Consider the following 26,328-nt stretch of genomic DNA (forward strand, 5'->3'; position numbering starts at 1 on the left):
ATCGCTACGGGCACCCGGTCCTGGCTTGCCCACGACGGCGAACTCAGTCGGCCGCGGCGTCCGCCTTCACCAGCCGGCGGACCTGAACCACGTAGAGGACTCCTGCCCACCAATAGAGTGTTGTACCCCATCCGGCGAACGCCCATCCGAAAATAGCGGCGGTCGTGTGAAGTGGGCCACTTCCATCACTCAGAAGGAGCAAGGGGAAGGCGTACATGAGGTTGAACGTGGCCGCCTTGCCGAGGAAGTTCACCTGCGGCGGCGGATAGCCATGGCGCCGGAGGATCCACACCATCGCAACGAGCACGACCTCGCGCGCGAGGAGAACCACGGGCAGCCAGAGCGGCAGGATGTCCCGCCATGTGAGGCCGATCAGCGTCGACAGAATGTAGAGCCGGTCGGCCGCGGGGTCGAGGAGCCGCCCCAGACTGCTGATCTGGTTCCAGCGACGGGCCAGCATGCCGTCCAGATAGTCGCTCACCCCGCTGAGCGCCAGCACCAGCAGGGCCCAGAGGTCGCTCTTGGGCCCGCCGAACTCGGGCCGGAGGATCAGCCACAGGAAAAGCGGTACGCCGAAGAGGCGCGCGGTGCTGAGGATGTTCGGGATGGTGAGTACACGATCCGTCTGGACCCGTGTCTCCTGAACCTCCACCCGGGGGCCTCCTGTGAGGGAATCAGCCGATGATGCCCCATGACTCTACCGGTAGTGCCACCGGGACCCCTCACCGGGGAGGTGGTGACATATACGAAAAGGCCCTGTTGGGAGCTTCAAGCTCCCAACAGGGCCTTTTCTAAAATTTGTTCGGCGGCGTCCTACTCTCCCACAGGGTCCCCCCTGCAGTACCATCGGCGCTGAAAGGCTTAGCTTCCGGGTTCGGAATGTAACCGGGCGTTTCCCTAACGCTGTGACCACCGAAACACTATGAAACAAACAAACCGGATATCAACACAGTTCGTTATTTCAGAACCAACACAGTGGACGCGAGCAACTGAGGACAAGCCCTCGGCCTATTAGTACCAGTCAACTCCACCGGTCACCCGGCTTCCATATCTGGCCTATCAACCCAGTCGTCTACTGGGAGCCTTACCCCATCAAGTGGGTGGGAGCCCTCATCTCGAAGCAGGCTTCCCGCTTAGATGCTTTCAGCGGTTATCCCTCCCGAACGTAGCCAACCAGCCATGCCCTTGGCAGGACAACTGGCACACCAGAGGTTCGTCCGTCCCGGTCCTCTCGTACTAGGGACAGCCCTTCTCAAGACTCCTACGCGCACAGCGGATAGGGACCGAACTGTCTCACGACGTTCTAAACCCAGCTCGCGTACCGCTTTAATGGGCGAACAGCCCAACCCTTGGGACCGACTCCAGCCCCAGGATGCGACGAGCCGACATCGAGGTGCCAAACCATCCCGTCGATATGGACTCTGGGAAGATCAGCCTGTTATCCCGGGGTACCTTTTATCCGTTGAGCGACGGCGCTTCCACAAGCCACCGCCGGATCACTAGTCCCGACTTTCGTCCCTGCTCGACCCGTCGGTCTCACAGTCAAGCTCCCTTGTGCACTTACACTCAACACCTGATTGCCAACCAGGCTGAGGGAACCTTTGGGCGCCTCCGTTACCCTTTAGGAGGCAACCGCCCCAGTTAAACTACCCACCAGACACTGTCCCTGATCCGGATCACGGACCCAGGTTAGACATCCAGCACGACCAGAGTGGTATTTCAACAATGACTCCACCATGACTGGCGTCATGATTTCACAGTCTCCCACCTATCCTACACAAGCCGAACCGAACACCAATATCAAGCTGTAGTAAAGGTCCCGGGGTCTTTCCGTCCTGCTGCGCGAAACGAGCATCTTTACTCGTAATGCAATTTCACCGGGCCTATGGTTGAGACAGTCGAGAAGTCGTTACGCCATTCGTGCAGGTCGGAACTTACCCGACAAGGAATTTCGCTACCTTAGGATGGTTATAGTTACCACCGCCGTTTACTGGCGCTTAAGTTCTCAGCTTCGCCCCACCGAAATGGAGCTAACCGGTCCCCTTAACGTTCCAGCACCGGGCAGGCGTCAGTCCGTATACATCGCCTTACGGCTTCGCACGGACCTGTGTTTTTAGTAAACAGTCGCTTCTCGCTGGTCTCTGCGGCCACCACCAGCTCACACTGCAAGAGTGATCACCAGCAATGGCCCCCCTTCTCCCGAAGTTACGGGGGCATTTTGCCGAGTTCCTTAACCATAGTTCACCCGAACGCCTCGGTATTCTCTACCTGACCACCTGAGTCGGTTTAGGGTACGGGCCGCCATGAAACTCGCTAGAGGCTTTTCTCGACAGCATAGGATCATCCACTTCACCACAATCGGCTCGGCATCAGGTCTCACCCTTAACGAGGAACGGATTTACCTACTCCTCGGGCTACACCCTTACCCCGGGACAACCACCGCCCGGGCTGGACTACCTTCCTGCGTCACCCCATCACTTACCTACTACCACCTTGGATCAGCGGCTCCACCACTCCCCTCAACTCCGAAGAGATCAGGGCGGCTTCACGGCCTTAGCATCAGAGGATTCGATATTGGGCGCTTCAAAGCGGGTACCGGAATATCAACCGGTTGTCCATCGACTACGCCTGTCGGCCTCGCCTTAGGTCCCGACTTACCCTGGGCAGATCAGCTTGACCCAGGAACCCTTAGTCAATCGGCGCACACGTTTCCCACGTGTGTATCGCTACTCATGCCTGCATTCTCACTCGTGAACCGTCCACAACTACCTTCCGGCGCTGCTTCACCCGGCACACGACGCTCCCTACCCACCACAGCCCTCGTTAGAGGTATTGCTGCAGTGACACGACTTCGGCGGTACGCTTGAGCCCCGCTACATTGTCGGCGCGGAATCACTTGACCAGTGAGCTATTACGCACTCTTTCAAGGATGGCTGCTTCTAAGCCAACCTCCTGGTTGTCTCTGCGACTCCACATCCTTTCCCACTTAGCATACGCTTAGGGGCCTTAGTCGATGCTCTGGGCTGTTTCCCTCTCGACCATGGAGCTTATCCCCCACAGTCTCACTGCCGCGCTCTCACTTACCGGCATTCGGAGTTTGGCTAAGGTCAGTAACCCGGTAGGGCCCATCGCCTATCCAGTGCTCTACCTCCAGTAAGAAACACACGACGCTGCACCTAAATGCATTTCGGGGAGAACCAGCTATCACGGAGTTTGATTGGCCTTTCACCCTAACCACAGGTCATCCCCCAGGTTTTCAACCCTGGTGGGTTCGGTCCTCCACGAAGTCTTACCTCCGCTTCAACCTGCCCATGGCTAGATCACTCCGCTTCGGGTCTTGAGCGCGCTACTAAACCGCCCTATTCGGACTCGCTTTCGCTACGGCTTCCCCACACGGGTTAACCTCGCAACACACCGCAAACTCGCAGGCTCATTCTTCAAAAGGCACGCAGTCACGACCGTGCTCCGAAGAACACGGCGACGCTCCCACGGCTTGTAGGCACACGGTTTCAGGTACTATTTCACTCCGCTCCGCGCGGTTTTCACCACCATTCTCACGGTACTATCCGCTATCGGTCACCAGGGAATATTTAGGCTTAGCGGGTGGTCCCGCCAGATTCACACGGGATTTCTCGGGCCCCGTGCTACTTGGGAAATACGCAAGAGAGCCGTACAGATTTCAGCTACGGGGGTCTTACCCTCTACGCCGGGCCTTTCGCATGCCCTTCGCCTATCCATACGGTTTCTGACTCTCCGACCGGCCGGCAGACCGATCCAGCACACTCCCACAACCCCGCATGCGCAACCCCTGCCGGGTATCACACACATACGGTTTAGCCTCATCCAGTTTCGCTCGCCACTACTCCCGGAATCACGGTTGTTTTCTCTTCCTGCGGGTACTGAGATGTTTCACTTCCCCGCGTTCCCTCCACACTGCCTATGTGTTCAGCAGCGGGTGACAGCCCATGACGACTGCCGGGTTTCCCCATTCGGACACCCCCGGATCAAAGCTCGGTTGACAGCTCCCCGGGGCCTATCGCGGCCTCCCACGTCCTTCATCGGTTCCTGGTGCCAAGGCATCCACCGTGCGCCCTTAAAAACTTGGCCACAGATGCTCGCGTCCACTGTGCAGTTCTCAAACAACGACCAGTCGCCCACCAAACCTGCATGGACTCCGGCCTCCGAGGGGTCATTCCCTCAGACACCCAACAGCGTGCCCGGCAGATCTTCCTCACCACGGTCTCTTTCCACGCCCCGAAGGGGCAGTACTGAAGACGGCAGCTCAGCCGATCCACCGAATAGTCAACGTTCCACCCATGAGCAACCGTGCGAGTCATTCGCTCGCAGTCGGCTATGTGCTCCTTAGAAAGGAGGTGATCCAGCCGCACCTTCCGGTACGGCTACCTTGTTACGACTTCGTCCCAATCGCCAGTCCCACCTTCGACGATTCCCTCCCACAAGGGGTTGGGCCACCGGCTTCGGGTGTTACCGACTTTCGTGACGTGACGGGCGGTGTGTACAAGGCCCGGGAACGTATTCACCGCAGCAATGCTGATCTGCGATTACTAGCGACTCCGACTTCATGGGGTCGAGTTGCAGACCCCAATCCGAACTGAGACCGGCTTTTTGAGATTCGCTCCACCTCACGGCTTCGCAGCTCATTGTACCGGCCATTGTAGCACGTGTGCAGCCCAAGACATAAGGGGCATGATGACTTGACGTCGTCCCCACCTTCCTCCGAGTTGACCCCGGCAGTCTCCTGTGAGTCCCCATCACCCCGAAAGGCATGCTGGCAACACAGAACAAGGGTTGCGCTCGTTGCGGGACTTAACCCAACATCTCACGACACGAGCTGACGACAGCCATGCACCACCTGTACACCGACCACAAGGGGGCGCCTGTCTCCAGACGTTTCCGGTGTATGTCAAGCCTTGGTAAGGTTCTTCGCGTTGCGTCGAATTAAGCCACATGCTCCGCCGCTTGTGCGGGCCCCCGTCAATTCCTTTGAGTTTTAGCCTTGCGGCCGTACTCCCCAGGCGGGGAACTTAATGCGTTAGCTGCGGCACGGACAACGTGGAATGTCGCCCACACCTAGTTCCCAACGTTTACGGCGTGGACTACCAGGGTATCTAATCCTGTTCGCTCCCCACGCTTTCGCTCCTCAGCGTCAGTATCGGCCCAGAGATCCGCCTTCGCCACCGGTGTTCCTCCTGATATCTGCGCATTTCACCGCTACACCAGGAATTCCGATCTCCCCTACCGAACTCTAGCCTGCCCGTATCGAATGCAGACCCGGGGTTAAGCCCCGGGCTTTCACATCCGACGCGACAAGCCGCCTACGAGCTCTTTACGCCCAATAATTCCGGACAACGCTTGCGCCCTACGTATTACCGCGGCTGCTGGCACGTAGTTAGCCGGCGCTTCTTCTGCAGGTACCGTCACTTTCGCTTCTTCCCTGCTGAAAGAGGTTTACAACCCGAAGGCCGTCATCCTCACGCGGCGTCGCTGCATCAGGCTTGCGCCCATTGTGCAATATTCCCCACTGCTGCCTCCGTAGGAGTCTGGGCCGTGTCTCAGTCCCAGTGTGGCCGGTCGCCCTCTCAGGCCGGCTACCCGTCGTCGCCTTGGTAGGCCATCACCCCACCAACAAGCTGATAGGCCGCGGGCTCATCCTGCACCGCCGGAGCTTTCCACACACAGACCATGCGGTCGTGTGTCGTATCCGGTATTAGACCCCGTTTCCAGGGCTTGTCCCAGAGTGCAGGGCAGATTGCCCACGTGTTACTCACCCGTTCGCCACTAATCCCCCACCGAAGCGGGTTCATCGTTCGACTTGCATGTGTTAAGCACGCCGCCAGCGTTCGTCCTGAGCCAGGATCAAACTCTCCGTGAATGCTTCCAGGTAATCCTGGTGAACACCACGAGAGCGGAACCACCGGAGGAATAGTCCGATGGTTCACAGCGTCCTCGCTGTGTGTTTTCTTCAAAGGAACCTCGACCACATCGATGATGCGGACGGGGTATCAACATATCTGGCGTTGACTTTTGGCACGCTGTTGAGTTCTCAAGGAACGGACGCTTCCTTTGAAACCGTATCACCGGTTTCTCCGGGCGCTTCCCTTCGGTGTTTCACACGCTATCAGACCCTTTTCCGCTTTCCGAATCCGCGTCTTTCGCATGGCATGCGAAAGCAGATCCGGGATTTGGATCAAGTGACTGAAGGTGCCGCCCTCACCTGGACGCGTCCGCAGCTGACTGCGATGCTTCATCCGGATGGGCAGGGGTACGACAGTACAGCGCCTCACGCGGCCGTGGCAAATCGATTCGGGGCCCCTGGACGGGTCTCCGGCCTGCGCCGCTTGTGCGGAATCCCAAGTTCCTATGACTTACGCTTCTGGGCAGTGCGCTGTCCGGGACAGGCGGTGACGGCGCGAGATGGATCTTCACCCCGGGAGGCTTCCCATGACCACCGTGACGTCTCCGCTCGCCGGGCGCGCGATCGGACTGACAGCGGTTCCGGATCCGGTGTTCTCGGGCGCCATGGTCGGTCCGGGTACGGCGATCGATCCGGTGCTCGAGCCCTCCGTGGCGGTGGCTCCGGTCGACGGCATCGTCGTCTCGTTGCACCCGCACGCGTTCGTGGTCGTGGACGAGGAAGGGCATGGGGTGCTCACCCACCTCGGGATCGACACCGTGCAGCTGAACGGTGACGGCTTCGAGGTGCTCATCAACAAGGGGGACACCGTCAAGCGCGGTGACGCGATCGTGCGCTGGGACCCCGCGGTGGCCGTGGCCGCCGGCAAGTCGCCGATCTGCCCGGTCGTGGCCCTGGAGGCCACGGCCGAATCCCTCTCCGCAGTCCAGGAGGACGGCGACAAGAAGCCGGGCGACGCACTCTTCAGCTGGACGTGACCTCGACGCCGTCCGGAACCGGTCCGGGCGGCGTCGACGGCTAGTACGACATCCACCACGGCGGGGTTCCGCCGTATCAACCGGGGACAGGTGACATGGAGACAACGCTGCGAGGCGTCGGCGTGAGCCACGGGGTGGCCATCGGCGAGGTGCGCCACATGGGCACGGCGGTGCTGGAGCCACCGGCGAAGCAGATTCCGGCCGACGAGGCGCCGCGTGAGCAGGGGCGGGCGCGCCAGGCGGTGGAGGCCGTGTCGGCGGATCTGATCGCGCGGGGCAATCTCGCGGGCGGCGAGGCCCAGGCCGTGCTCGAGGCACAGGCCATGATGGCGCAGGACCCGGAGCTGATCGCCGACGTCGAGCGGCGCATCGCGGTGGGCAGCACCGCCGAGCGCGCGGTGTACGACGCCTTCGCCGCGTACCGGGCGCTGCTGGCCGGGGCCGGGGAGTACCTGGCGGGTCGGGTGGCCGACCTCGATGACGTGCGGAACCGGATCGTGGCGCGGCTGCTGGGTGTGCCGATGCCGGGCGTGCCCGACAGCGACGAGCCGTATGTGCTGATCGCGCGCGATCTCGCCCCGGCGGACACGGCGCTGCTCGACCCGACCCTGGTGCTCGGCTTCGTGACCGAGGAGGGCGGGCCGACGAGCCACAGCGCGATTCTGGCGCGCGCCCTCGGGGTGCCTGCCGTGGTGGCGCTGCCCGGTGCCGGGGAGCTGATCGAGGGCACCATGATCGCCGTGGACGGCAGCACGGGCGAGATCTTCGTGTCGCCGAGCGAGGAGAAGCGGGCGGAGCTGACCCGGGCCGCCGAGGAGCGGCGGGCGGCGCTGGCCGCCTCGTCCGGTCCGGGGGCGACCTCCGACGGGCACAAGGTGCCGCTGCTGGCGAACGTCGGCGGTCCGGCGGACGTACCGGCGGCGGTCGAGGCGGGCGCCGAGGGCGTCGGGCTGTTCCGGACCGAGTTCCTCTTCCTCGACGACAGCACGAAGGCGCCGTCGGAGGAGAAGCAGGCCGAGGCCTACCGGCAGGTGCTGGAGGCGTTCCCCGAGGGCCGCGTGGTGGTGCGGGTCCTGGACGCGGGCGCGGACAAGCCGCTGGACTTCCTCACCCCGTCCGATGAGCCCAATCCGGCGCTGGGCGTACGCGGACTGCGCACGCTGCTGGACCACCCCGAGGTACTGCGGACGCAATTGACGGCGCTGGCCAAGGCTGCGGAGGGGCTGCCGGTCTACCTCGAGGTGATGGCGCCGATGGTGGCCGACCGGCTGGACGCCAAGGCGTTCGCGGACGCGTGCCGGGAGGCCGGGCTCCAGGCGAAGTTCGGCGCGATGGTGGAGATTCCGTCGGCCGCGCTGCGGGCCCGCTCGATCCTTCAGGAGGTCGAGTTCCTTTCGCTGGGCACCAACGACCTGGCCCAGTACACCTTCGCCGCGGACCGGCAGGTGGGTGCGGTGTCGCGGCTTCAGGACCCGTGGCAGCCCGCGCTGCTCGACCTGGTCGCGGCGTCGGCCGAGGCCGCGCAGGCCGAGGGCAAGAGCTGCGGGGTGTGCGGTGAGGCCGCGTCCGACCCGCTGCTGGCGTGTGTGCTGACCGGTCTGGGCGTCACCAGCCTCTCCATGGGTGCCGCGTCGATTCCGTATGTCCGCACCACGCTGGCCAAGCACACGCTCGCCCAGTGCGAGCGGGCCGCTTCGGCGGCGCGCGCGGCGGACACCGCCGAGGATGCCCGCAGGGCCGCGCAGGCGGTGCTGTCCGGCGAGTGAGCCGATGAGCTGAGCAGGGTGCGGGGCCCGTCCCGCCGCGGTGGCCGCGGCGGGACGGGCCCTTCGCCGTGTCACTCCTCTTCGTCCTCGGGCCGGGGAAGCGGGAGGCCCGCCCGGTACTCGACGCCGTGCTCCGGCGGGATCGGCTCGCCGGTCTGTGCGTCGGTGCAGTACGCGGTGAAGACCTCGGCCTCGCTCAGCGGGCGCGGCCAGCCGTCGCGCAGCGCCCAGCCGCGGACCGTGTCCGGCGCTCCGGGCAGGCTCGTCCGCAGGACCATGCCGCAGGGGCTTCCGGTGGCGATGCCGCAGGCCAGCACGGTGCGGAAGACCAGTGCGCCGGGCTCGGCGAGCGTCGGCTGCCGCCCTTCCCGTGCGGTGGCGTGCACCGCGGCGGCCAAGGGGGTGCCGTGCGCCGGGACGCTGCACACCAGGTGGTGCAGGCCCGGCCCCGCCGCGTCGAGCACCGCGGACAGCGCGGCCGTGGCGCGGTCGAACGCCGCGCGACCGGTGCCGTCCCCACAGCCGCCGCAGCAGCCGCAGCCGCCCGCTCGGGCGAGCACGGCCGAGGCGTACTCCCAGGTGGCGCGCTCCTCGGCGACGGTGATCAGGCGCGGCAGCAGCTGGTCGATGGGCTGGCCCTCGTAGACGACGGTGGCACCCGTGGACGCCACCTCCGCCGTGTAGCGGCTGCGGCTCACGGGGGTGTCCGGGTCGAGCCGGGTGTGCGCGCAGTACTCCTCGTACGCGACCGGGTCGAAGAGCGCGACGGTGGTGTGCACGCCCTGTGACGCCAGCGCCCGCAGCAGCCCCTCCATCCGCCGCAGGTACCGGGTGTGGTCGTCGAAGCCGAAGGACGCGTACCGCCGCATCGCGGCGAAGTCGTCCTCGGCCGCCAACAGCGCCACTACGCTGGGCACTTCCCTGCGTAAGGCCCGGATCGCGGTGGGCTTCCCGCAGTGCGTGCCGCCGGTGTCGGTGTGCGCCATGACTCCCCCTCAGCGCGGACGTTCAGTGCTCACTCACCGTAACCGCGGGCACTGACAACGCTCCGGCGGACGCGTCATCAGGCTGTCAGCCGCGGAGCCGGTCGAGGCGGAACGGGGTGAGGGCGGCGGGGCGGCGGCCGGTGACGACGTAGGAGGCCAGTTCGCTGCCGGTGACCGGGCCGAGCGTCACGCCCAGCATCCCGTGGCCCGTGGCGGTGAAGGCGTTCCCGGGGCCGGGCACGCGGTCGATGACCGGCAGTCCGTCGGGCAGGAACGGCCGACCGCCGACCCAGGGGTCGCGGATCAGCGCCACCAGGTCGTCGGGATCGTCGAACCACGGCCCGAGGTAGTGGCGGCTCGCCCGGGCGACGGCGACGATCCTGCGCCAGTCGAGCCGGTTGTTGTTGCCGCTCAGCTCCATCGTCCCCGCGATGCGGGTGGTGCCGCCGATCGGGGAGGCCACCGCCCGGTGTTCGCCGAAGTACAGCGTGTGCGTCGGTGCGGGGTGGAGGTCCACGGAGAAGCTGTAGCCCTTGCCCGCCTGGAGCGGCAGGTGGTGTCCCAGCTCGTGCAGCAGGTCCGCGGAGCGCACTCCGGCCGCGATGACGACGGCCGAGCAGGGGATCTCGCCGGTGTCGGTGACCACCGCGGTGACCCGGCCCCCGGCCGATCCGCGCCGGAAGCCGGTCGCGGCCACATTCTCGTGGACCTTCACCCCGGTTGCCGCCAGCCGTTCTTCGAGGGCCCGGGCGAAGGCCACCGGGTCCAGGACGCCTTCGCCGGGGACGAGGTAGGCGGCGCGGACCTCGGGCGCCAGCGAAGGGTCCAGGGCCATCGCCTCGGCGCCGGTGCTGACGTCGTCCGGGAGCGGATAGCGGCCGTCCGCCATCTGCCGCTGGAGCTGGAGGTGGTGGCGCGCCTCGCCGGGCGAGAGAAACGCGTGCACCATGCCGGGGCGGCTGAGGGTGGTCTCGACTCCCGCTTCGCGCAGCCCGTCGAAGAGTGCGAACGTGCCGCGGTTCAGCTCGGCGATCGCCGCATAGCCGCGCCGGAACGCCGCGGGTGTGCTGCTGCGCCAGAAGCGCCACAGCCACCGTACGAACGCGGGATCCGGCAGCGGGCGCAGATAGAGCGGGGAGTCCGGCCGCCCGAGGGAGCGCGCCGCGTACCGCAGGACGCCCGGGGCGGGGACGGGGGTGGAGTGGCTGAGGCAGACCCACCCCGCGTTGCCGCGCGAGACGCCGGAGCCCACACCGCGCCGTTCCACGATCTCGACCGGCAGCCCGCGCTCGGCCAGGTAGTACGCCGTGCACAGGCCGACCACCCCGCCGCCGACGACCACCACGGGACCGCTGCCGTGCATTGTGTCCATGACGCGTCCCCTATTCGGCGGACTCGTAGGTGGTCAGGAACGCCCGGGTCCGGGCCTGTCGGGGGCGGCCGAGCACCTCGGCGGGCGGGCCCGCCTCGATGATCCGGCCGCCGTCGACGAAGGCGACCCAGTCGGACACCTCGCGGGCGAAGGGCAGTTCGTGGGTGACGAGCATCATCGTCATCCCCTCCTCGGCCAACTCGCGCATGACCCGCAGCACTTCACGGGTCGCCTCCGGGTCGAGCGACGAGGTGGGTTCGTCGAAGAGCAGCACTTCGGGCTTGAGGGCGAGCGCCCGCGCGATGGCGACCCGCTGCTGCTCGCCGCCGGACATCTGGTCGGGGTGGGCGAGGCCGCGGTGGGCGAGCCCGACCCGGCGCAGCAGCACGACGGCCCGCTCCAGGGCCTGCCGTTCGGGGACGCCCGCCTTGACCTGGGCCAGCATGACGTTCTCGACGGCGGTCAGGTGCGGGAAGAGGTGGAAGCGCTGGAAGACCATGCCGACCGTGCGGCGCAGCCGGGCGAGGTCGCGGCAGACCGTCCGTCCGTCGCTGTGCACCGTCTCGCCCGCCACCTCGATGGTGCCGGTGTCCGGCCGCTCCAGCAGGTTGACGCAGCGCAGCAGTGTGGTCTTTCCGCCGCCGCTCTGCCCGATGACGCTGACGATCCGGCCGCGCGGTACGTCGAGGGAGACGTCGTCGAGGACGCGGCGCCCGTCGAAGGACTTGCCGAGGTCTCTGATCCGTATGACGGCGTCGGTGGGCCGCGGGGCGGTGGTCCCGGTCGTCGTACCGGGGGCCTGGGCCGCCGCGGTGACGGGCTCGGTCATGCCGTCGCCTCCTTCGGGGACGGTGGGTCGGCCGGCGCGGGCGCCTCGGCGAGCAGGGCGCGGGCGGTCCGCAGTCGGCGCCGCCGCTTCGGGGTCAGCGGCTTTCCGGCCCGTATGGCGCGCTCCAGCGCGAGCAGCAGCTGGGACAGCGGGTAGCAGAGGGCGAAGTACACGGCCGAGATGACGAGGTACACCTCCAGCGCCCGGAAGGTGGAGGAGGTGATGAGCCGGGCCTCGGACATCAGCTCGGCGGCGGAGATCGTGACCAGCAGGGAGGTGCCCTTGAGCAGGTCGACCAGCATGGTGTTGGTGCCGGGCAGCGCCAGGCGCAGCGCCTGGGGGAAGATCACGTGCCCGAAGACGCTGAGGCGGCCCAGTCCGAGCGCCTCGCCGGCCTCCGTCTGGCCGTCGTGGATTCCGCTGATGGCGGCGCGGAAGATCTCGGACAGGTAGGCGGAGTAGAAGACGATGAGGCTCAGGCATCCGGCGGTGAAGACGTCGAGGCGGATGTCGACGGACCCCAGGCCGAAGTAGGTCAGGAAGATGATGGCGAGCAGGGGGATGTTCTTGAACAGTTCGGTGTACACGGCGGCGAGCGCGCGCAGCGGCCATACGCGGCTCAGCCGCAGCAGCGCCACCACCAGGCCGAGGAGTGCCGCGCCCGCGAAGCTCACGGCGGTGTACGACAGCGTCTTCAGCAGGGCGTCCAGCAGATCGGAGCGGTAGTCGGACCAGGGGACCTGGAACAGTCCGGCGGCGGTCGTCACGTTCGTGGCCTCCTCACTGCGCGGCGGTGCCGATGGACGGTGCGTTCCAGTCGGCGGGCCGGTCGACTCCGCGCCGTGCGGGGGCGACGTCGGAGGCGGGCTTCAGGAACTGTGCCGGGTCGCCGCCCCACTTCTTGATGAGCTTCGTCAGCTCGCCGTTCTTGTACATGGCGTCGATCTGGGCGGAGATGGCCTTCTCCAGCTTGGTGGCCTTCTTGGGGAGGTAGAAGCCGGTCTGGTACGGGCGGAAGTACTCGTAGGCGGGCTTGGCCTTGACCTGTGCGGCGGTCGGCGGCGTCAGGTATTGGGTCTTGATCTGCTCGGACCGTTCCTTCTCGGCCGCGATGATGATGAGCGGGTCCAGGAAGCCGACGTCGATGCGGCCCGCGGCGAGGTCGTCGAAGACGCCGTTGGCGTCGGGGTAGGCGCGGAGCTTCGCGCCGGGGACGGCCTTGATGGACTTGACCCAGACGTAGCCCTCGACGGTGCCGAGGCGCAGTCCCTTGAGGTCGTTGATGGTCTTGTACGTCTTGCCCGAGCCGACCGCCATCGCCGGGGGCGAGTAGTAGGGCGGATCCGTGAACAGTCCCTGCTTCTGGCGCTCCTTGGTCCAGGCGACGCCGCCGATGGTGATGTCCATCCGCCGGGACTGGACCCCGGCGAGCATGCCCGCGAAGTCCGTGGTCTCGGGCTGGATGGTGAGGCCGAGCTTCTTGGCGGCGTAACTGAGGATGTCGCCGTCGAGGCCGACGATCTTGCCGTTCTTGACGGTGGTGTAGGGCGCGTAGGGCTGGACGGCCACTTTCAGGACGCCGGGGTCGATCGTCCCGAGCGCGGCCGTCTTCGCGGAGACCTTCTTGGGGGCCGCGGCGTCGCTGTCCGATCCACAGGCGGTCAGGGCGAGGAGCGGCATGACGGACAGGGCTGTGAGGAGGATGCGTACACGGGCCATCGGCGTTCGGCCTTCCGTGTCAGGGCTGGGCAGGGCCCGCCGTTCACCGCGTCATCACCGCGGCGGGGGTGTGAATTGCCCCATACGCTACGAGTGCACCGAGCTTCGGTCACTGGTTGCTTCGTACGAATATATGGCGAGAAAGAACCGCCGCACTGTATGGTGCGTCCACTTCGCGCCGCCTCGCGCGCCCCTTCCGCGCACCTCTCGACGGGGGTCCCGCATGCTCAGCCCGTCACTCGCCCAGGAGATAGCCGGGGACACCTCGGCGGTCATCGGATTCAACGTCCTCATCACCGACAGCGAGGGCACCGTCATCGGCAGCGGCGACCGGAGCCGCATCGGCACCTTCCACGAGGCGTCCGTCGAGGTGTTGCGCACCCAGGAGCCCGCCACGCACACCACCGCGCAGGCGCAGTCCCTGCGGGGCGTGCGCCCCGGTGTCACCCTCCCCCTGGTCCGGGACGGGCACGCGGTCGGCACGGTCGGGATCACCGGCACGCCCGCCCAGGTGGGCCGCTTCGGGCTGCTGGTGAAGCGGCAGACGGAGATCCTCATGCGGGAGTCCGTACTGCTGCGCTCGCGGGTGCTCAGGGAACGGGTGCTGGAGGATCTGATCGCCGACGTCGCCTCGTACGACGCCCAGGTGGTCGAGCCCGACTTCATCGTCTTCCGCGCCGCGGAGCTGGGCTTCGACCTGCGGCTCGCCCGGGTCGCGATCGCGATGGAGGTGACGGTGCCGGACGCGGAGCGCCGGGGCGGCGGGCGCGGCCACGGAACCGGGTACGCCGGTGGGCACCGGCCCCGGGACACCGCGCTGGTCCGCCCGGAGCTGCTGCGCACCGTCCGCGAGGCGTTCCCCGATCCGCAGGACATCGTCGCGAGCGCCGCCCCCGGGTGGATCGGGGTGCTGCACCGGCTGCGGGGCGAGGCGCTCGACCCGGGCGTGGCGGCCGTCTGCGGCCGGCTCACGGAGGTCGCCGACGCGCGGTACGGGCTGGTGCTGCGCGCCGGGATCGGCGAACCGGCCTCCTCGGTCGGCGGGCTGCACGACTCGTACCAGGACGCGTGCGACGCGCTGCGGCTCGGCGCCCGCGTCGCCGCCGACTCCCCCGACGCCCATGTCCATCTCATCGGCGATCTGCGCGGCCACCAGCTGCTGGCCGCGGTCGGGCAGCACGCCCGGGCCCGGCTCATCGCCCTGACCACGCTGGACCTGCGCGGGCAGCCGGACTGGCCGGTGCTGCGGGAGACGGTGGTGGCGTGGTGCGAGAACGGCTTCAACCTGGTGCGGGCGTCGGCGGCGCTGCACATCCACCGCAACACCCTCGTCTACCGCATCAACAAGATCGAGCAGATCAGCGGCCGCTCACTGCGCGACCGCGGTGCGCTCTCCCTCTATCTGGCCTGCCTGGCCGACCAGTTGGACACGACGCACGTCTAGTCGGCCGAGACGCCCTTCGTCCGGGCCAGGCGCTCGTAGTACTTCAGCAGATCGATGTCGTCCACCGACCCCGGGTTGACGGCCTTGTCCAGCGAGGTGCCCTGGAGGAGGCGCTTGACCGGGACCTCGATGCGCTTGCCGGTGAGGGTGTGGGGGACGCCCGGCACCTCGATGACCTCGTCGGGGACGTGGCGCGGGGAGAGCTGGGTGCGGATGGTGGTCTTGATGCGCGCCAGCAGGTCCTCGTCCAGGGTGGCGCCCGGGGCGAGGTGGACGAAGAGCGGCATCCAGTAGCCGCCGTCGGGCTGTTCGACGCCGATGACGAGGGATTCGCGGATCTCGGGGAGGCGTTCGACCGCCTCGTAGATGTCGGCGGACCCCATCCGTACGCCCTGCCGGTTGAGCGTGGAGTCGGAGCGGCCGTGGATGACGACGGTGCCGCGCGATGACCGACGGTGAAGTAGCTGTCGCGGTGACCGGACCAGGACGGCATGGGGCGCCCAGACCTCGTCGACCACCGGCCTGCCCTGCGGGTCCCACGCCTGGAGGTCGGTGCCCAGCCCGGGGGCCTGGAGCTCGCCGATGTGGACGGGGAGGGTCGGCACGGCGCCCGCGAAGCAGCTGCACACATCGGTGCCGCCACTGACGGAGGCGATCCACATGTCCTCGGCCACCTCGTCGTGGATCCAGCGGAAGCCGTCCGGTGGCAGCGGCGAGCCGGTGGTCGCGACGCACTTCACGCGCGACAGGTCGAAGTCGCGCCCCGGGTGGACACCGGCCTTGCGGCAGGCCATGACGTACGCGGCGGAGGTGCCGTACAGCGTGGTGCCGGTGCGCTCGGCGATGCGCCACTGGGCGGCGGTGTCCGGATAGCCGGGGCTGCCGTCGTACAGCACCACGGTGGCGCCGGACAGCAGCCCGGACACCAGGAAGTTCCACATCATCCAGCCGGTGGAGGTGTACCAGAAGAAGCGGTCCTCGGGGCTCAGGTCGCAGTGCAGGCCCAGCTGCTTGAGGTGCTCCAGCAGGATGCCGCCCTGGGACTGCACGATCGCCTTGGGCAGCCCGGTGGTGCCGGAGGAGTAGAGCACCCACAGGGGGTGGTCGAAGGGCACCTGCTCGAAGACCGGTTCGCTCGCGTCGCGGACGATGTCGTCCCAGGCCAGTGCCCCTTCGGGGGCGGGGGTGCCCAGCAGCGGGATGTGGACGACGGCGCGCACGGTGGGCAGTTCGCGGCGCAGCTCGGCGACGGTTTCGGTGCGGTCGTGCGTCTTGCCGCCGTAGGCGTAGCCGTCGACGGTGAACAGGACGACCGGCTCGACCTGCTGGAAGCGGTCCAGGACGCTGCGCGCGCCGAAGTCGGGGGCGCAGGAGGTCCACACCCCGCCGACGGCGGCGGTGGCGAGGAACGCGATGGCGGCCTGCGGGATGTTGGGGAGGTAGCCGCTGACCCGGTCGCCGGGGCGGACGCCGAGCCGGCGCAGCGCGGCGGCGGCCGCGCCGACCTGGGCGCGCAGCTCGGCCCAGGTGACGGGGCGCGGCTCATGGGTCTCGTCGACGTGCAGCAGCGCGGGGTCGTCGGCGCGGGCGGGGTCCTCCCCGGCGCGCAGCGCGTGCTCGGCGTAGTTGAGGGTGGCGCCGGGGAACCAGCGGGCGCCGGGCATGGCCGGGTCTGCGAGCACGGTGTCGTACGGGGTGCCGAAGCGCACCTCGAACCACTCGGCGACCGCCCCCCAGAACGTCTCCAGCTCCTCCACCGACCAGCGGTGCAGCGCGGCGTAGCTCGCGGCCGGGTCACCGGGGCGGGCGGCGGGCGCACCGTGCCGCTCGGCCGCCCAGGCGTGGAAGCGGGTCAGCTGGGCGCGCTCGATCCGGTCCGCGCCGGGCTGCCACAGGGGGCCGGGCAGGTCGTCGGGGTGCGCTGCGGTGTTCATCTGTGTCGGCTCCCGGGAGGTCCGCTTCTGTCCGCTTCGATCCGCTTCGGTGCAATTGATCCGGTTGGTCCGCATCGTCTGCTGCATCTGCGTCCGAGCAGGACGATGCCATGTGATCGACTTGTGCACCAGGGGCGCCACTCCACATCCACGGTGGGGAGGCATGTGGGACGACACATGCGTGGTGGGTGGCATGTGGGACGACCACGGGTGAACGGCAGTTGAACTATGGTCGCGTCCTGCCTTGTCAATGGCACAGTGATCAGTATGAATGCGCGTGACCTGGTGCGGTCGGTGAAGGTGGTCGGTACGGCGCAGGGGCTGCGCTCCCTGCGCTGGGCATGGCGGCGCCGGCGTTCGGACGCGACCGGGCTGCCGCGGCGGGGCGCGGAGCTGGCGCGGGTGCCGGGGGTGGTGGAGGGCGCGGATCCGCAGCCGGGCGGTGGTGTGGTGCGGTTCGCGCGGTCCTCGCTGCGGGTGCGGGTGGCGGCGGGCGGCGCGGTGTTCTGCGGGTGGGACGGGGCCGAGCCGGAGCCGTCGTACGCGCTCGACGGCGCCTGCCCGGAGGCGGACGAGCGGGCCCAGCTGGAGCCGGACACGGACGGCGGCTGGCGGGTGGTGTCGGAGCGGGTGACGGTCGCGGTGTCACGGATGGGCACGGTGGAGGTGCGCACCCCGGGCGGGGTGGTGCTGCGGCGGGATCTGCCGCCGCGCTGGTGGGAACCGGCCGAGGCGGTGATCGACCGCGGCTGCGAGGGGCGCGGCGCGGGGGTCACGGACGCGCGCTGGCACCAGCGGTCGGAGGTGGCGGCGGACGCGCGGTTCTTCGGGCTCGGCGGACGGGCGTGCGGGCCGCGGCTGACGGACGGCTCGTACCGGCTGTGGAACACCGACCCCGGCGGTGGCTTCGGGCCGGGCGACGATCCGCTGTACCTGACCATGCCGGTGCAGCTGGTGGTGGCCGACGCAGGCACCCATCTGGTGTTCCACGACAACTCGTGGGACGGCACGGTCACCCTGCGGGAGGGCGAGGAGGGCGCGGGCTCGGGGCACGACCGGCCGGGTGGGGTACGGATGCGCATGGAGGGCGGGCCGCTGCGCTACTGGGTGTTCGTGGGCACCCCGGCGCGGGTGCTGCACGGCTGGGCGGCGCTGACCGGCTCCCCCGCGGTCCCGCCGGGCTGGGCCCTGGGCCACCACCACGCGCGCTGGGGGTTCGGCGACGCGAACGAGGTGCGGCGGGTGGTGGCGGGCTACCGGGAGCGGGACCTGCCGCTGTCCGCGCTGCACCTGGACATCGACCACCTGGCCGGGAACCGGGTCTTCACGGTGGACCCGGCGCGGTTCCCCGATCTGCCCGGGCTCGCCGCCGAGCTGCGCGCGGACGGGGTGCGGCTGGTGTCGATCGTGGAGCCCGCGGTGAAGGCGGAGCCGGGCAACGCGGTGTACGACAGCGGGGCGGCGGCGGAGGGGTTCGTGACCGACGCCCGCGGCCGTGAGGTGCGCGGGGTGATGTGGGCGGGCGAGTCGGTGTTCCCGGACTTCACCGATCCGCGGGTGCGCAAGTGGTGGGGCGGGCTGTACGCGGAGCGGCTGGAGCAGGGCTTCTCCGGGGTGTGGCACGACCGGTGCGAGCCGGTGTCGTTCGCCGCCTTCGGCGAGCCCACGCTGCCGCGCTCGGCCCGGCACGCCCTGGAGGGCCGGGGCGGCGACCACCGGGAGGCGCACAACGTGTACGGGCTGGCCATGGCCCGGGCCGGGTACGAGGGGCTGGGCGAGCTGCGCCCCGACGAGCGGCCGTTCGTCTTCTCCCGCTCCGGCTGGGCGGGGCTCCAGCGGTACGGGGGCAGCCGGTCCGGGGAGGTGACGACGGGCTGGCCGGGGCTGCGCGCCTCCCTGGCGCTGGTGATCGGGCTCGGGCTTTCGGGGGTTCCGTACTCCGGCCCGGACATCGGCGGCTTCACCGGCTCCCCGTCGCCGGAGCTGTATCTGCGCTGGTTCCAGCTGGGTGCGTACCTGCCGCTGTTCCGTACGCATTCGGCGATCACCGCCGGGCGGCGCGAGCCGTGGGAGTTCGGGGCCGAGGTGCTGGAGCACGCGGCGGCGGCGCTGCGCGAGCGGCAGCGGCTGCTGCCGTACTTCATGACGCTGGCGCGGCTGGCGGAGCGTACCGGCGCGCCCTATGTGCGGCCGGTGTGGTGGCGGCAGCCCAAGGACCGGGCGCTGCGCGACTGCGGGGACGCCTTCCTGCTGGGCGACGCGCTGCTGGTGGCCCCGGTGCTGGAGGAGGGCGCGGTGCGGCGGGCGGTGCGGCTGCCCCGCGGCCACTGGTACGACACGGCGACCGGCCGCGCCTACGAGGGCCCCGGGCAGGTGGTGGTCGACGCCCCGCTGTCCCGGATCCCGGTGCTGGCCCGTGCGGGCGCGGTGATACCCGTCGCGTCGCCGGACGGCGGCGTGGAGCTGGAGGTGTGGCCGCCGTGCCAGGGGCGCAAGGGCGGCGGGTCGCTGGCGGTGGACGCGGGCGACGGCTGGGACAAGGCGGAGCTGGTGCGGTTCGTCTCCCGGCTGCGCGGGGACGAGGTGCGGATCGAGCGGGAGGGCGGCGTCGAGGCGGGGTATCCGGTGCGGGTGCGGGGCGCGGCTCCGGAGGTCCGGTCGCCGCGCAAGCGCTGACGGTCGGGCCGACGGCGGGTGCGCCGGGGTTCACGGCCCGGCGGGACTGGGTAACTCGGTGTCCATGCCAAGAATCACCGCCGCGCTGCGTGCGCTCGCCCTGCCCGTCGCCGCCCTGATGGCCCTCGCCTCGCCCGCTCCGGCGCGGGCGGAGGCCGAGCCCCAGGCGCCGAAGGAGTTCGTGGCGCTGAGCGATGTGGATCCGACGATCCGCCAGGAGATCCGGTACTTCACCCCGCACAACTTCACCGGCCGCCCCGTCGAGGGCTATCGCAGGCCCCTGTGCCTGCTGACCCGCCCGGCGGCCAGGGCGCTGCACCGGGCGCAGCGTCAACTGCTGCGCCGGGGCTACACCCTGAAGGTGTACGACTGCTACCGGCCGCAGCGCGCGGTGGACACCTTCGTCGACTGGGCGAAGGACCTCGACGACCAGCGGATGAAGCGCGAGTTCTATCCGGACGTCGACAAGACCCGGCTGTTCGAGGACGGTTACATCGCCGAGAAGTCGGGCCACAGCCGCGGCAGCACCATGGACCTGACGATCGTGAAGCTGCCCGCGCTGCCGACCCGTCCGTACATTCCGGGCGAGAAGCTGGTGCCGTGCTACGCGCCGCAGAAGGAGCGCTTCCCCGACAACTCGGTGGACATGGGCACCGGTTACGACTGCTTCGACACGCTCTCGCACACCCTCGACCCGCGGATCAAGGGCAAGCAGCGGGCCAACCGGCTGCTGCTCAAGGGGGCGCTGGAGGCCCAGGGCTTCGTCAACCTGGCCGAGGAGTGGTGGCACTACACGTATAAGCCGGAGCTGTTCCCGGACACCTACTTCGACTTCCCGGTCTCGCGCCGGTCGCTGCACTGAGACCTCACAGCCGCCCGCCCGCGGTGTCCGAGGACAGCCGCTGCGCGATGGCCACGGGCACCACGGACAGGGCGATGAGCAGGGCGGCGACGACGTTGACGACGGGGGCCTGGTGCGGCCGGGCCAGGTTCTCGTAGATCCAGATGGGCAGGGTGCGGGTGCCGGGGCCTGCGGTGAAGGTCGTCACCACGATCTCGTCGAAGGACAGCGCGAAGGCGAGCAGCGCGCCCGCGAAGAGCGCCGAGCGCATGGCCGGGAAGGTGACGTGGCGGAAGGTCTGCCAGGGGCGCGCACCGAGGTCCGCGGACGCCTCGGCCATCGAGGGGGCGATACGGCGCAGCCGGGCCGCCACGTTGTTGAACACGACCACGATGCAGAAGGTGGCGTGCCCGACGACCACTGTGAACAGGCCGAAGCCGATGCCGAGCGGGTCCAGGACGGTGCGGAAGGCGGCGTTGAGGGCGATGCCGCTGACGATGCCGGGCAGCGCGATCGGCAGCACCAGCAGGAAGGACACGGTCCGTCGGCCGAAGAAGCGGTGCCGGTGGACGGCGTACGCGGCCATGGTGCCCAAGCCCAGGGCGATCCCGGTGGCGGCGAGCCCGGCCTTGAGCGAGGTGAGCAGCGCGTCGCGAGCGCCGTGGTTGTGCAGGGCGGCGCGCCACCACTCCCCCGTGAGACCGCTGGGCGGCCAGCCGAAGGAGCGGTCGGCGTTGAAGGAGTTGAGCAGGACGAGCAGCAGGGGCGCGTAGACGACGGCGAGTCCGGCGGCGGTGACGCAGCCGAGGACGATCCGGGCAGTGCGCGAGAGCCTCATGGGGCATTACCTCACAGCGCGTCGAGGGCGCCGGCGCGGCGTACGGCGGCCAGGTAGCAGACGATGAGGACGACGGGGACGGCGGAGAGCGCGGCGGCCATCGGCAGGTCGAGGGTGACCTGGGAGGCGATGGCGTTGCCGAGGAGCTGGGTCTTGCCGCCGACGATCTGCACGGTGATGTAGTCGCCGAGGCTGAGCGAGAAGGTGAAGACGGATCCGGCGAACAGGGCGGGGCGTACGGCGGGCAGGACGACCGAGCGCAGGGTGCGCCAAGTGCCCGCGCCGAGGTCGGCGGAGGCTTCCAGGGTGCGTTCGGGGAGCCGTTCCAGGGCCGCGTACACCGGGAGGATCATGTACGGGAGCCAGAGGTAGGCGAGCACCAGGACGACGGCGGGGGTGCCGTAGCCGGGCCCGTGCAGCCCGAGCGGGGAGAGCAGGGAGTTGACCACGCCGTCCTCGCTCAGCATCACCCGCCAGGCGTACGCCTTGACGAGGTAGCTCGCCCACAGCGGGGTGAGCACGGCCACCAGCAGCGGCCGCCGCCACCGCGGGCCCGCGACGCGCGCCATGCAGAAGGCCATGGGCAGGGCGAGGAGGGCGTCGAGGAGGGTCACGGCGGCGGCGATGGTGAGGGTGCGCAGCGCGATGGTGCGGTAGACGGGGGTGGTCAGCAGCTCGCGGATGTTGTCGGTGTTCCAGGTGCGGACGACGTCGGAGGTGAAGGAGTCGGTGGTCCAGAAGGCGGAGAGGAGGAGGACGGCGAGCGAGCCGAGGTAGGCCAGGGTCAGCCACAGCAGGGGCGGTCCGAGGAGCGCGGCCAGGCGTAACCGCGCTCCCCCGACCCCGGCGCGACGCACCCCCTTAGCCCTTGACCTCGGTCCAGGCGCGGGTCCACTGGGCGTAGTCGGTGCAGGTGGCGTTCTTACGGCCGTCGAGACACTGTTTGATCGGTGTGGTCCAGAAGTGGACGCGCTGGAAGTACTTCTCGTCGTCGGCGTGGAAGACGGCGCAGTGGTTCGGGTCGGAGGTCTCGGCGCACGCCTTGCGGTTGGCGGGGGCCTCGCCGAAGTACTCGGCGACCTGGGCGTTGACCTTCGGGGAGACGATCCAGTCGAGCCACCTGTAGGCGCAGTTGGGGTGTTCGGCCTTCGCGGAGACCATCCAGGTGTCGGACCAGCCGGTGGCGCCCTCCTTGGGCAGCACGGCCTTGACGGGCGCCTTCTCGGCCTGGGTGAGGTTCGCGATGACCTGCCAGGTGGTGCCGATGACGCTGTCGCCGCCCTTGAAGGCGGTGATCTCCTTCTGGTAGTCGCTCCAGTACTCGCCGATCGCCCGGTGCTGCTTCTTGAGGAGGGTGACGGCGGCGTCGAGCTGCTTCTTGTCGAGCGCGTACGGGTTCTTGATGCCGAGCGACGGCTTGGCGTGCATGAGGTAGAGCGCGGCGTCGGCGATGTAGATGGGCGAGTCGTACGCGGTGACCCGGCCCTGGTGCGCGGCGGCGCCGTCGAAGACGGCGCGCCAGGAGTCGGGGGCGGGCCTGACCTTGTCGGTGCGGTACATGAGGAGGTTGGCGCCGCGGCCGTGCGGGATGCCGTACATCCGGCCGTCCTTGGAGTTGAACGGCTGCTGCTTGAGGGCCGGGAAGACATCCTTGTAGTTCGGCACCAGCTTGGTGTTGACGGGGGCGGCGTCGCCGGAGGCGATGAGGCGCAGGGTGGCATCGCCGGAGGCGGAGACCGTGTCGTACTGGCCGGTCTTCATGAGGGACACCATCTCGTCGGAGGTGCCAGCGGTCTTGGTGTTGACCTTGCAGCCGGTCTTCTTCTCGAAGGGGTGCACCCAGTCGGCCCGGGGGTCGTTGGAGCCGTCCTCGGCGTAGCCCGCCCAGGCGATGATGTTGACCTTGCCCTCGCCCTTGCCGAGTGTGTCGGGGGCGCGCGCGGCCTTGCCGTCGTCGTCGGATCCGCAGCCAGCGGCGGTCAGCAGCAGCGCGCACACGGCCGCCGCGGACCTCCACGCGGATGTCGTCCGTTTCCGCATCCGGTCCTCCTCGTCCCATTTGGCGCTCGAGGCCCCGTCAGTATCCGCGTGGCGCGTACGCCGACGCCAGGGTGCCTCCGGCGATCCATGGGTCAACTGGGCACCGGGAAGGCGTCCTTCTCGTCCCAGACCAGCCTGATCTCGGCCTGGGGGCGGGCCGTGGGCGGGAGTTCGGCCAGGTTCTGCCGGTGGACGGTGAGCCGGTCGCCGTGTGGGAGCGCGATGGTGAAGCGGGTGTGCGCCCCGGCGTGCACGATGTCGGCGATGCGCCCCGTGACCGTGCGCTCGCCGTCGAGCGGGGCGTCGGCGGGGTCGGCGAGCCGGATGCGCTCGGGGCGGATGCTGTACGCGCCGGGGCGGCCGACCACCCGGACGGCGGCCTCGCCGCTCAGCAGGTTGGTGGTGCCGACGAAGCCCGCGACGAAGGCGGTGGCGGGGCGTTCGTACACCTCCAGGGGCGGGCCGGTCTGTTCGATCCGGCCGTCGGAGACGACGGCGACGCGGTCGCTCATGGTCAGCGCCTCCTCCTGGTCGTGGGTGACCAGGAGGAAGGTGATGCCGGTGGTGCGCTGGAGTTCCTTCAGCTCGGTCTGCATCTCCTGACGGAGCCGCAGGTCGAGGGCGCCGAGCGGTTCGTCGAGGAGCAGCACGGCGGGCCGGTCGACGAGGGCCCGGGCGAGGGCGACGCGCTGGCGCTGCCCGCCGGAGAGCGCGTCGGGGCGGCGGGGCGCGAAGCCGTCGAGGCGGACGGTGGCGAGGGCCTCGCGGGCGCGGGCGGTGCGCTCCGGCTTGCGGACGCCTCGCACGGTGAGCGCGTACGCCACGTTCTGCTCGACGGTCATGTGCGGGAAGAGCGCGTAGTCCTGGAAGACGGTGTGCACATCACGGCGGTGCGGGGGCAGCGCGGTGACGTCCCGCCCGGCGAGTTCGATACGGCCGCCGGTGGGCCGTTCGAACCCGGCGATCAGACGCAGCAGCGTGGTCTTGCCGGAGCCGGAGGGGCCGAGGAGCGAGAAGAACTCGCCCGCGCGGAGGGTGAGATCGACGGCGTCCACCGCGCGCACGGTGCCGAACTCCTTGGTGACGGCCGTGCAGCGGACCGCCTCTTCCGTCTCCGCCACGCCTGCTCCCCTCGCCGCACCGGCTGATCAGGGTCGTGATCGCGCCGGTCGCCGGCATCCGTCCTGCTACCTGGGTTACCCGTCGTACGGTCCCTGTGCAACACTTCTGACGTTCCGTCAGGTATTCGGCCCTCACCGCCGGGAGAAGTCGTGGCATCTGCGCGTACGCCCGTGGTCGCCGGATGGTTCACCTCCGGCGACGGGGACTTCCGGCTGCTGGGGACCCGCTGCCGGGCCTGTGGCGCGGTGTACTTCCCGCGCGAGGACACCTTCTGCCGGGCGCCCGGTTGCGCCGGTGAGGAGCTGGACGAGGTGCCGCTGTCGCGGCGCGGCCGGGTGTGGTCGTACACCGACGGCCGCTACCGCCCGCCCGCCCCGTACCCGTCCGATCCCGGACGCGACTGGGAGCCGTACACGCTGATCGCCGTGGAGCTGGCCGCCGAGCGGATGGTGGTGCTCGGGCAGGGCGCGCCCGGGGTGACGGTGGCGGACCTGGCGGTCGGCATGGAGGTCGAGGTGGTGCCGGGGGTGCTGGCCGGGGAGGGCGGGCAGAGCTGGAGAACCTGGCACTGGCGGCCGGTCCCCGCCGAGGACGCGGAGGGCTCGTCATGACCGGCGAGGTGGCGGTGATCGGCGCCGGGATGCACCCGTGGGGCAAATGGGGCCGGAGCTTCGTGGAGTACGGGACGAAGGCGGCGCGGGCGGCGCTCGCGGACGCCGGGCTCGACTGGCCGGACATCGCGTCGGTGGTCGGCGCGAACGCCGTGCGCTGCGGCTATCCCGGCCAGGTGGCGGGGGCGACCTTCGCCCGGGCGCTGGGCTGGCAGGGGGCGCGCGTCACCAGCGTGTACGCCGCCTGCGCGTCCGGTGCGCGGGCCATCGACACCGCCCGCGCCCAGATCCTGTCCGGCATGGTGGACACGGTGCTGGTGGTGGGCGCGGACGCGGCGCCCAAGGGTTTCTTCGCACCGTCCGGCGGCGACCGGCCCGACGACCCGGACTGGCTGCGCTTCCGGGTGCTGGGCGCCACCAACCCGGCGTACTTCGCGCTGTGGGCGCGCCGCCGGATGGCGGTGTACGGGGACACGCCCGAGGACTTCGCGGCGGTCAAGGTGAAGAACGCGGCCGCGGGGGCCGCCAACCGTCACGCCCGCTACCGCTCCCCCGTGACCGCCGAGGAGGTGGCCGCCTCGCCGGTGGTGGCCGATCCGCTGCGGCTGCTGGACATCTGCGCCACCTCGGACGGGGCCGCGGCGCTCGTGCTGAGCAGCGTGGACTTCGCGCGGCGGCACGGGGTGGCGGACCCGGTGCGGATCCGGGCCGTCTCGTCCGTCGCACCGGTGTATCCGCGGACCGCGCTCGACCTGCCGGACATCGCCACCGACTCCGCCCCTGGCTCCGCCGCCGGCTCCCCGGCCGGGCCCGGTCCGGTGCCGGATGCGTTCCGCCCGTCGATCGCGCGGGCGGCGTACGAGGAGGCGGGGATCGGGCCGGAGGATCTGTCGCTCGCCGAGGTGTACGACCTGTCCACCGCGCTGGAGCTGGAGTGGTACGAGGACCTGGGGCTGTGCGCCGCCGGGGAGGGCGCGAAGCTGCTGAGGGAGGGCGCGACGGCGCTCGGCGGCCGGATCCCGGTCAATCCGAGCGGTGGTCTCGCCTCCTTCGGGGAGGCGGTTCCGGCCCAGGCCATCGCCCAGGTGTGCGAGCTGGCCCAGCAGCTGCGGGGGCGGGCGGGCGACCGCCAGGTGGCGGGGGCGCGGGTGGGCATCACCGCGAACCAGGGCCTGTTCGGCCATGGTTCGTCGGTGATCGCCGTGCGGTGAGGCGGGCGTGTGCGCGCCGCGCCGCGG

Annotated in this window: 17 protein-coding genes, 3 rRNA genes and 1 pseudogene; 7 read left to right on the plus strand and 14 right to left on the minus strand. The window is 69.3% G+C overall.

Annotated elements, in window-relative coordinates:
* Nucleotides 1–43 precede the first annotated feature (43 nt).
* The 4 genes from HYQ63_RS05850 to HYQ63_RS05865 form a co-directional block, all read right to left on the minus strand.
* Nucleotides 44–652: a CDP-alcohol phosphatidyltransferase family protein gene (locus tag HYQ63_RS05850; protein ID WP_009713209.1), complete on the minus strand. Its 609-nt coding sequence runs from the start codon at nucleotides 650–652 to the stop codon at nucleotides 44–46.
* 148 nt (nucleotides 653–800) lie between these two features.
* A 5S ribosomal RNA gene (gene rrf / locus HYQ63_RS05855) occupies nucleotides 801–917 on the minus strand.
* A gap of 74 nt (nucleotides 918–991) precedes the next feature.
* Nucleotides 992–4,107: ribosomal RNA gene (locus tag HYQ63_RS05860) — 23S ribosomal RNA — on the minus strand.
* A gap of 259 nt (nucleotides 4,108–4,366) precedes the next feature.
* Nucleotides 4,367–5,893 (minus strand): 16S ribosomal RNA (locus HYQ63_RS05865).
* Together the 16S, 23S and 5S rRNA genes form the textbook arrangement of a ribosomal RNA operon.
* A gap of 569 nt (nucleotides 5,894–6,462) precedes the next feature.
* On the opposite strand from HYQ63_RS05865, the gene HYQ63_RS05870 reads away from it, so the two are divergent.
* Together HYQ63_RS05870 and ptsP are read left to right on the plus strand one after the other, a co-directional pair.
* Nucleotides 6,463–6,912 (plus strand): PTS glucose transporter subunit IIA, encoded by a 450-nt coding sequence (locus HYQ63_RS05870; protein WP_179932838.1) that lies wholly within the window; start codon nucleotides 6,463–6,465, stop codon nucleotides 6,910–6,912.
* A 95-nt stretch (nucleotides 6,913–7,007) separates the two neighbouring features.
* Nucleotides 7,008–8,678 carry a phosphoenolpyruvate--protein phosphotransferase gene (ptsP, locus tag HYQ63_RS05875; protein ID WP_179932839.1) on the plus strand — a complete coding sequence of 557 codons (1,671 nt, stop codon included), beginning with the start codon at nucleotides 7,008–7,010 and terminating at the stop codon, nucleotides 8,676–8,678.
* A gap of 71 nt (nucleotides 8,679–8,749) precedes the next feature.
* Here the strand turns inward: ptsP and HYQ63_RS05880 are convergent, their stop codons facing one another.
* The 5 genes from HYQ63_RS05880 to HYQ63_RS05900 all read right to left on the minus strand — a co-directional run bounded on the left by HYQ63_RS05880 (nucleotide 8,750) and on the right by HYQ63_RS05900 (nucleotide 13,584).
* Complete coding sequence (locus tag HYQ63_RS05880) at nucleotides 8,750–9,664, minus strand: hypothetical protein (RefSeq protein WP_179932840.1); 915 nt, start codon at nucleotides 9,662–9,664, stop codon at nucleotides 8,750–8,752.
* Nucleotides 9,665–9,749: 85 nt separating this feature from the next.
* Entirely contained in the window at nucleotides 9,750–11,036 is a 1,287-nt protein-coding gene (locus HYQ63_RS05885) for an FAD-binding oxidoreductase (protein ID WP_257231652.1), read from the minus strand.
* Between the two features lie 10 nt (nucleotides 11,037–11,046).
* The gene (locus HYQ63_RS05890) at nucleotides 11,047–11,865 is read right to left on the minus strand and encodes an amino acid ABC transporter ATP-binding protein (RefSeq protein ID WP_257231653.1); all 819 of its coding nucleotides are present in this window, start codon (nucleotides 11,863–11,865) and stop codon (nucleotides 11,047–11,049) included.
* Nucleotides 11,862–12,632, minus strand: coding sequence for an amino acid ABC transporter permease (locus HYQ63_RS05895; RefSeq protein WP_179932841.1), 771 nt, complete (start codon nucleotides 12,630–12,632; stop codon nucleotides 11,862–11,864). The genes HYQ63_RS05890 and HYQ63_RS05895 overlap by 4 nt, the downstream gene beginning before the upstream one ends.
* A 13-nt stretch (nucleotides 12,633–12,645) precedes the next feature.
* Nucleotides 12,646–13,584, minus strand: coding sequence for an ABC transporter substrate-binding protein (locus tag HYQ63_RS05900; protein ID WP_179932842.1), 939 nt, complete (start codon nucleotides 13,582–13,584; stop codon nucleotides 12,646–12,648).
* A 223-nt stretch (nucleotides 13,585–13,807) separates the two neighbouring features.
* Between HYQ63_RS05900 and HYQ63_RS05905 the strand changes: the two genes are divergently transcribed.
* Entirely contained in the window at nucleotides 13,808–15,028 is a 1,221-nt protein-coding gene (locus tag HYQ63_RS05905; RefSeq protein ID WP_179932843.1) for a sugar diacid recognition domain-containing protein, read from the plus strand.
* On the opposite strand, the pseudogene HYQ63_RS05910 reads toward HYQ63_RS05905, so the two are convergent.
* Nucleotides 15,025–16,962, minus strand: a pseudogene (locus HYQ63_RS05910) (acetoacetate--CoA ligase). The gene HYQ63_RS05905 and the pseudogene HYQ63_RS05910 overlap by 4 nt on opposite strands.
* A 267-nt stretch (nucleotides 16,963–17,229) precedes the next feature.
* On the opposite strand from HYQ63_RS05910, the gene HYQ63_RS05915 reads away from it, so the two are divergent.
* Both HYQ63_RS05915 and HYQ63_RS05920 read left to right on the plus strand, forming a co-directional pair.
* The gene (locus HYQ63_RS05915) at nucleotides 17,230–19,638 is read left to right on the plus strand and encodes a glycoside hydrolase family 31 protein (protein ID WP_179932845.1); all 2,409 of its coding nucleotides are present in this window, start codon (nucleotides 17,230–17,232) and stop codon (nucleotides 19,636–19,638) included.
* A gap of 64 nt (nucleotides 19,639–19,702) precedes the next feature.
* A complete protein-coding gene (locus tag HYQ63_RS05920) occupies nucleotides 19,703–20,500 on the plus strand; it encodes a M15 family metallopeptidase (protein ID WP_179932846.1) in 798 nt (265 codons plus the stop codon).
* A gap of 4 nt (nucleotides 20,501–20,504) precedes the next feature.
* On the opposite strand, the gene HYQ63_RS05925 is transcribed toward HYQ63_RS05920, so the two are convergent.
* The 4 genes from HYQ63_RS05925 to HYQ63_RS05940 all read right to left on the minus strand — a co-directional run bounded on the left by HYQ63_RS05925 (nucleotide 20,505) and on the right by HYQ63_RS05940 (nucleotide 24,478).
* Nucleotides 20,505–21,317, minus strand: coding sequence for an ABC transporter permease (locus HYQ63_RS05925; RefSeq protein ID WP_179932847.1), 813 nt, complete (start codon nucleotides 21,315–21,317; stop codon nucleotides 20,505–20,507).
* 11 nt (nucleotides 21,318–21,328) lie between these two features.
* Nucleotides 21,329–22,174, minus strand: a complete 846-nt coding sequence (locus HYQ63_RS05930; protein ID WP_179932848.1) for an ABC transporter permease — start codon at nucleotides 22,172–22,174, stop codon at nucleotides 21,329–21,331.
* 4 nt (nucleotides 22,175–22,178) lie between these two features.
* The gene (locus HYQ63_RS05935) at nucleotides 22,179–23,357 is read right to left on the minus strand and encodes an ABC transporter substrate-binding protein (RefSeq protein WP_179932849.1); all 1,179 of its coding nucleotides are present in this window, start codon (nucleotides 23,355–23,357) and stop codon (nucleotides 22,179–22,181) included.
* A gap of 92 nt (nucleotides 23,358–23,449) precedes the next feature.
* Entirely contained in the window at nucleotides 23,450–24,478 is a 1,029-nt protein-coding gene (locus HYQ63_RS05940; RefSeq protein ID WP_179932850.1) for an ABC transporter ATP-binding protein, read from the minus strand.
* 150 nt (nucleotides 24,479–24,628) lie between these two features.
* Here HYQ63_RS05940 and HYQ63_RS05945 point away from each other — a divergent pair, with 150 nt between their 5' ends.
* Nucleotides 24,629–25,090 (plus strand): Zn-ribbon domain-containing OB-fold protein, encoded by a 462-nt coding sequence (locus HYQ63_RS05945; protein ID WP_179932851.1) that lies wholly within the window; start codon nucleotides 24,629–24,631, stop codon nucleotides 25,088–25,090.
* Nucleotides 25,087–26,301, plus strand: coding sequence for a lipid-transfer protein (locus HYQ63_RS05950; protein ID WP_179932852.1), 1,215 nt, complete (start codon nucleotides 25,087–25,089; stop codon nucleotides 26,299–26,301). The genes HYQ63_RS05945 and HYQ63_RS05950 overlap by 4 nt, the downstream gene beginning before the upstream one ends.
* Nucleotides 26,302–26,328: the final 27 nt, after the last annotated feature.

Origin of the sequence: Streptomyces sp. Rer75 (assembly GCF_013414305.1) — a bacterium.
GTDB lineage: Bacteria > Actinomycetota > Actinomycetes > Streptomycetales > Streptomycetaceae > Streptomyces > Streptomyces himastatinicus.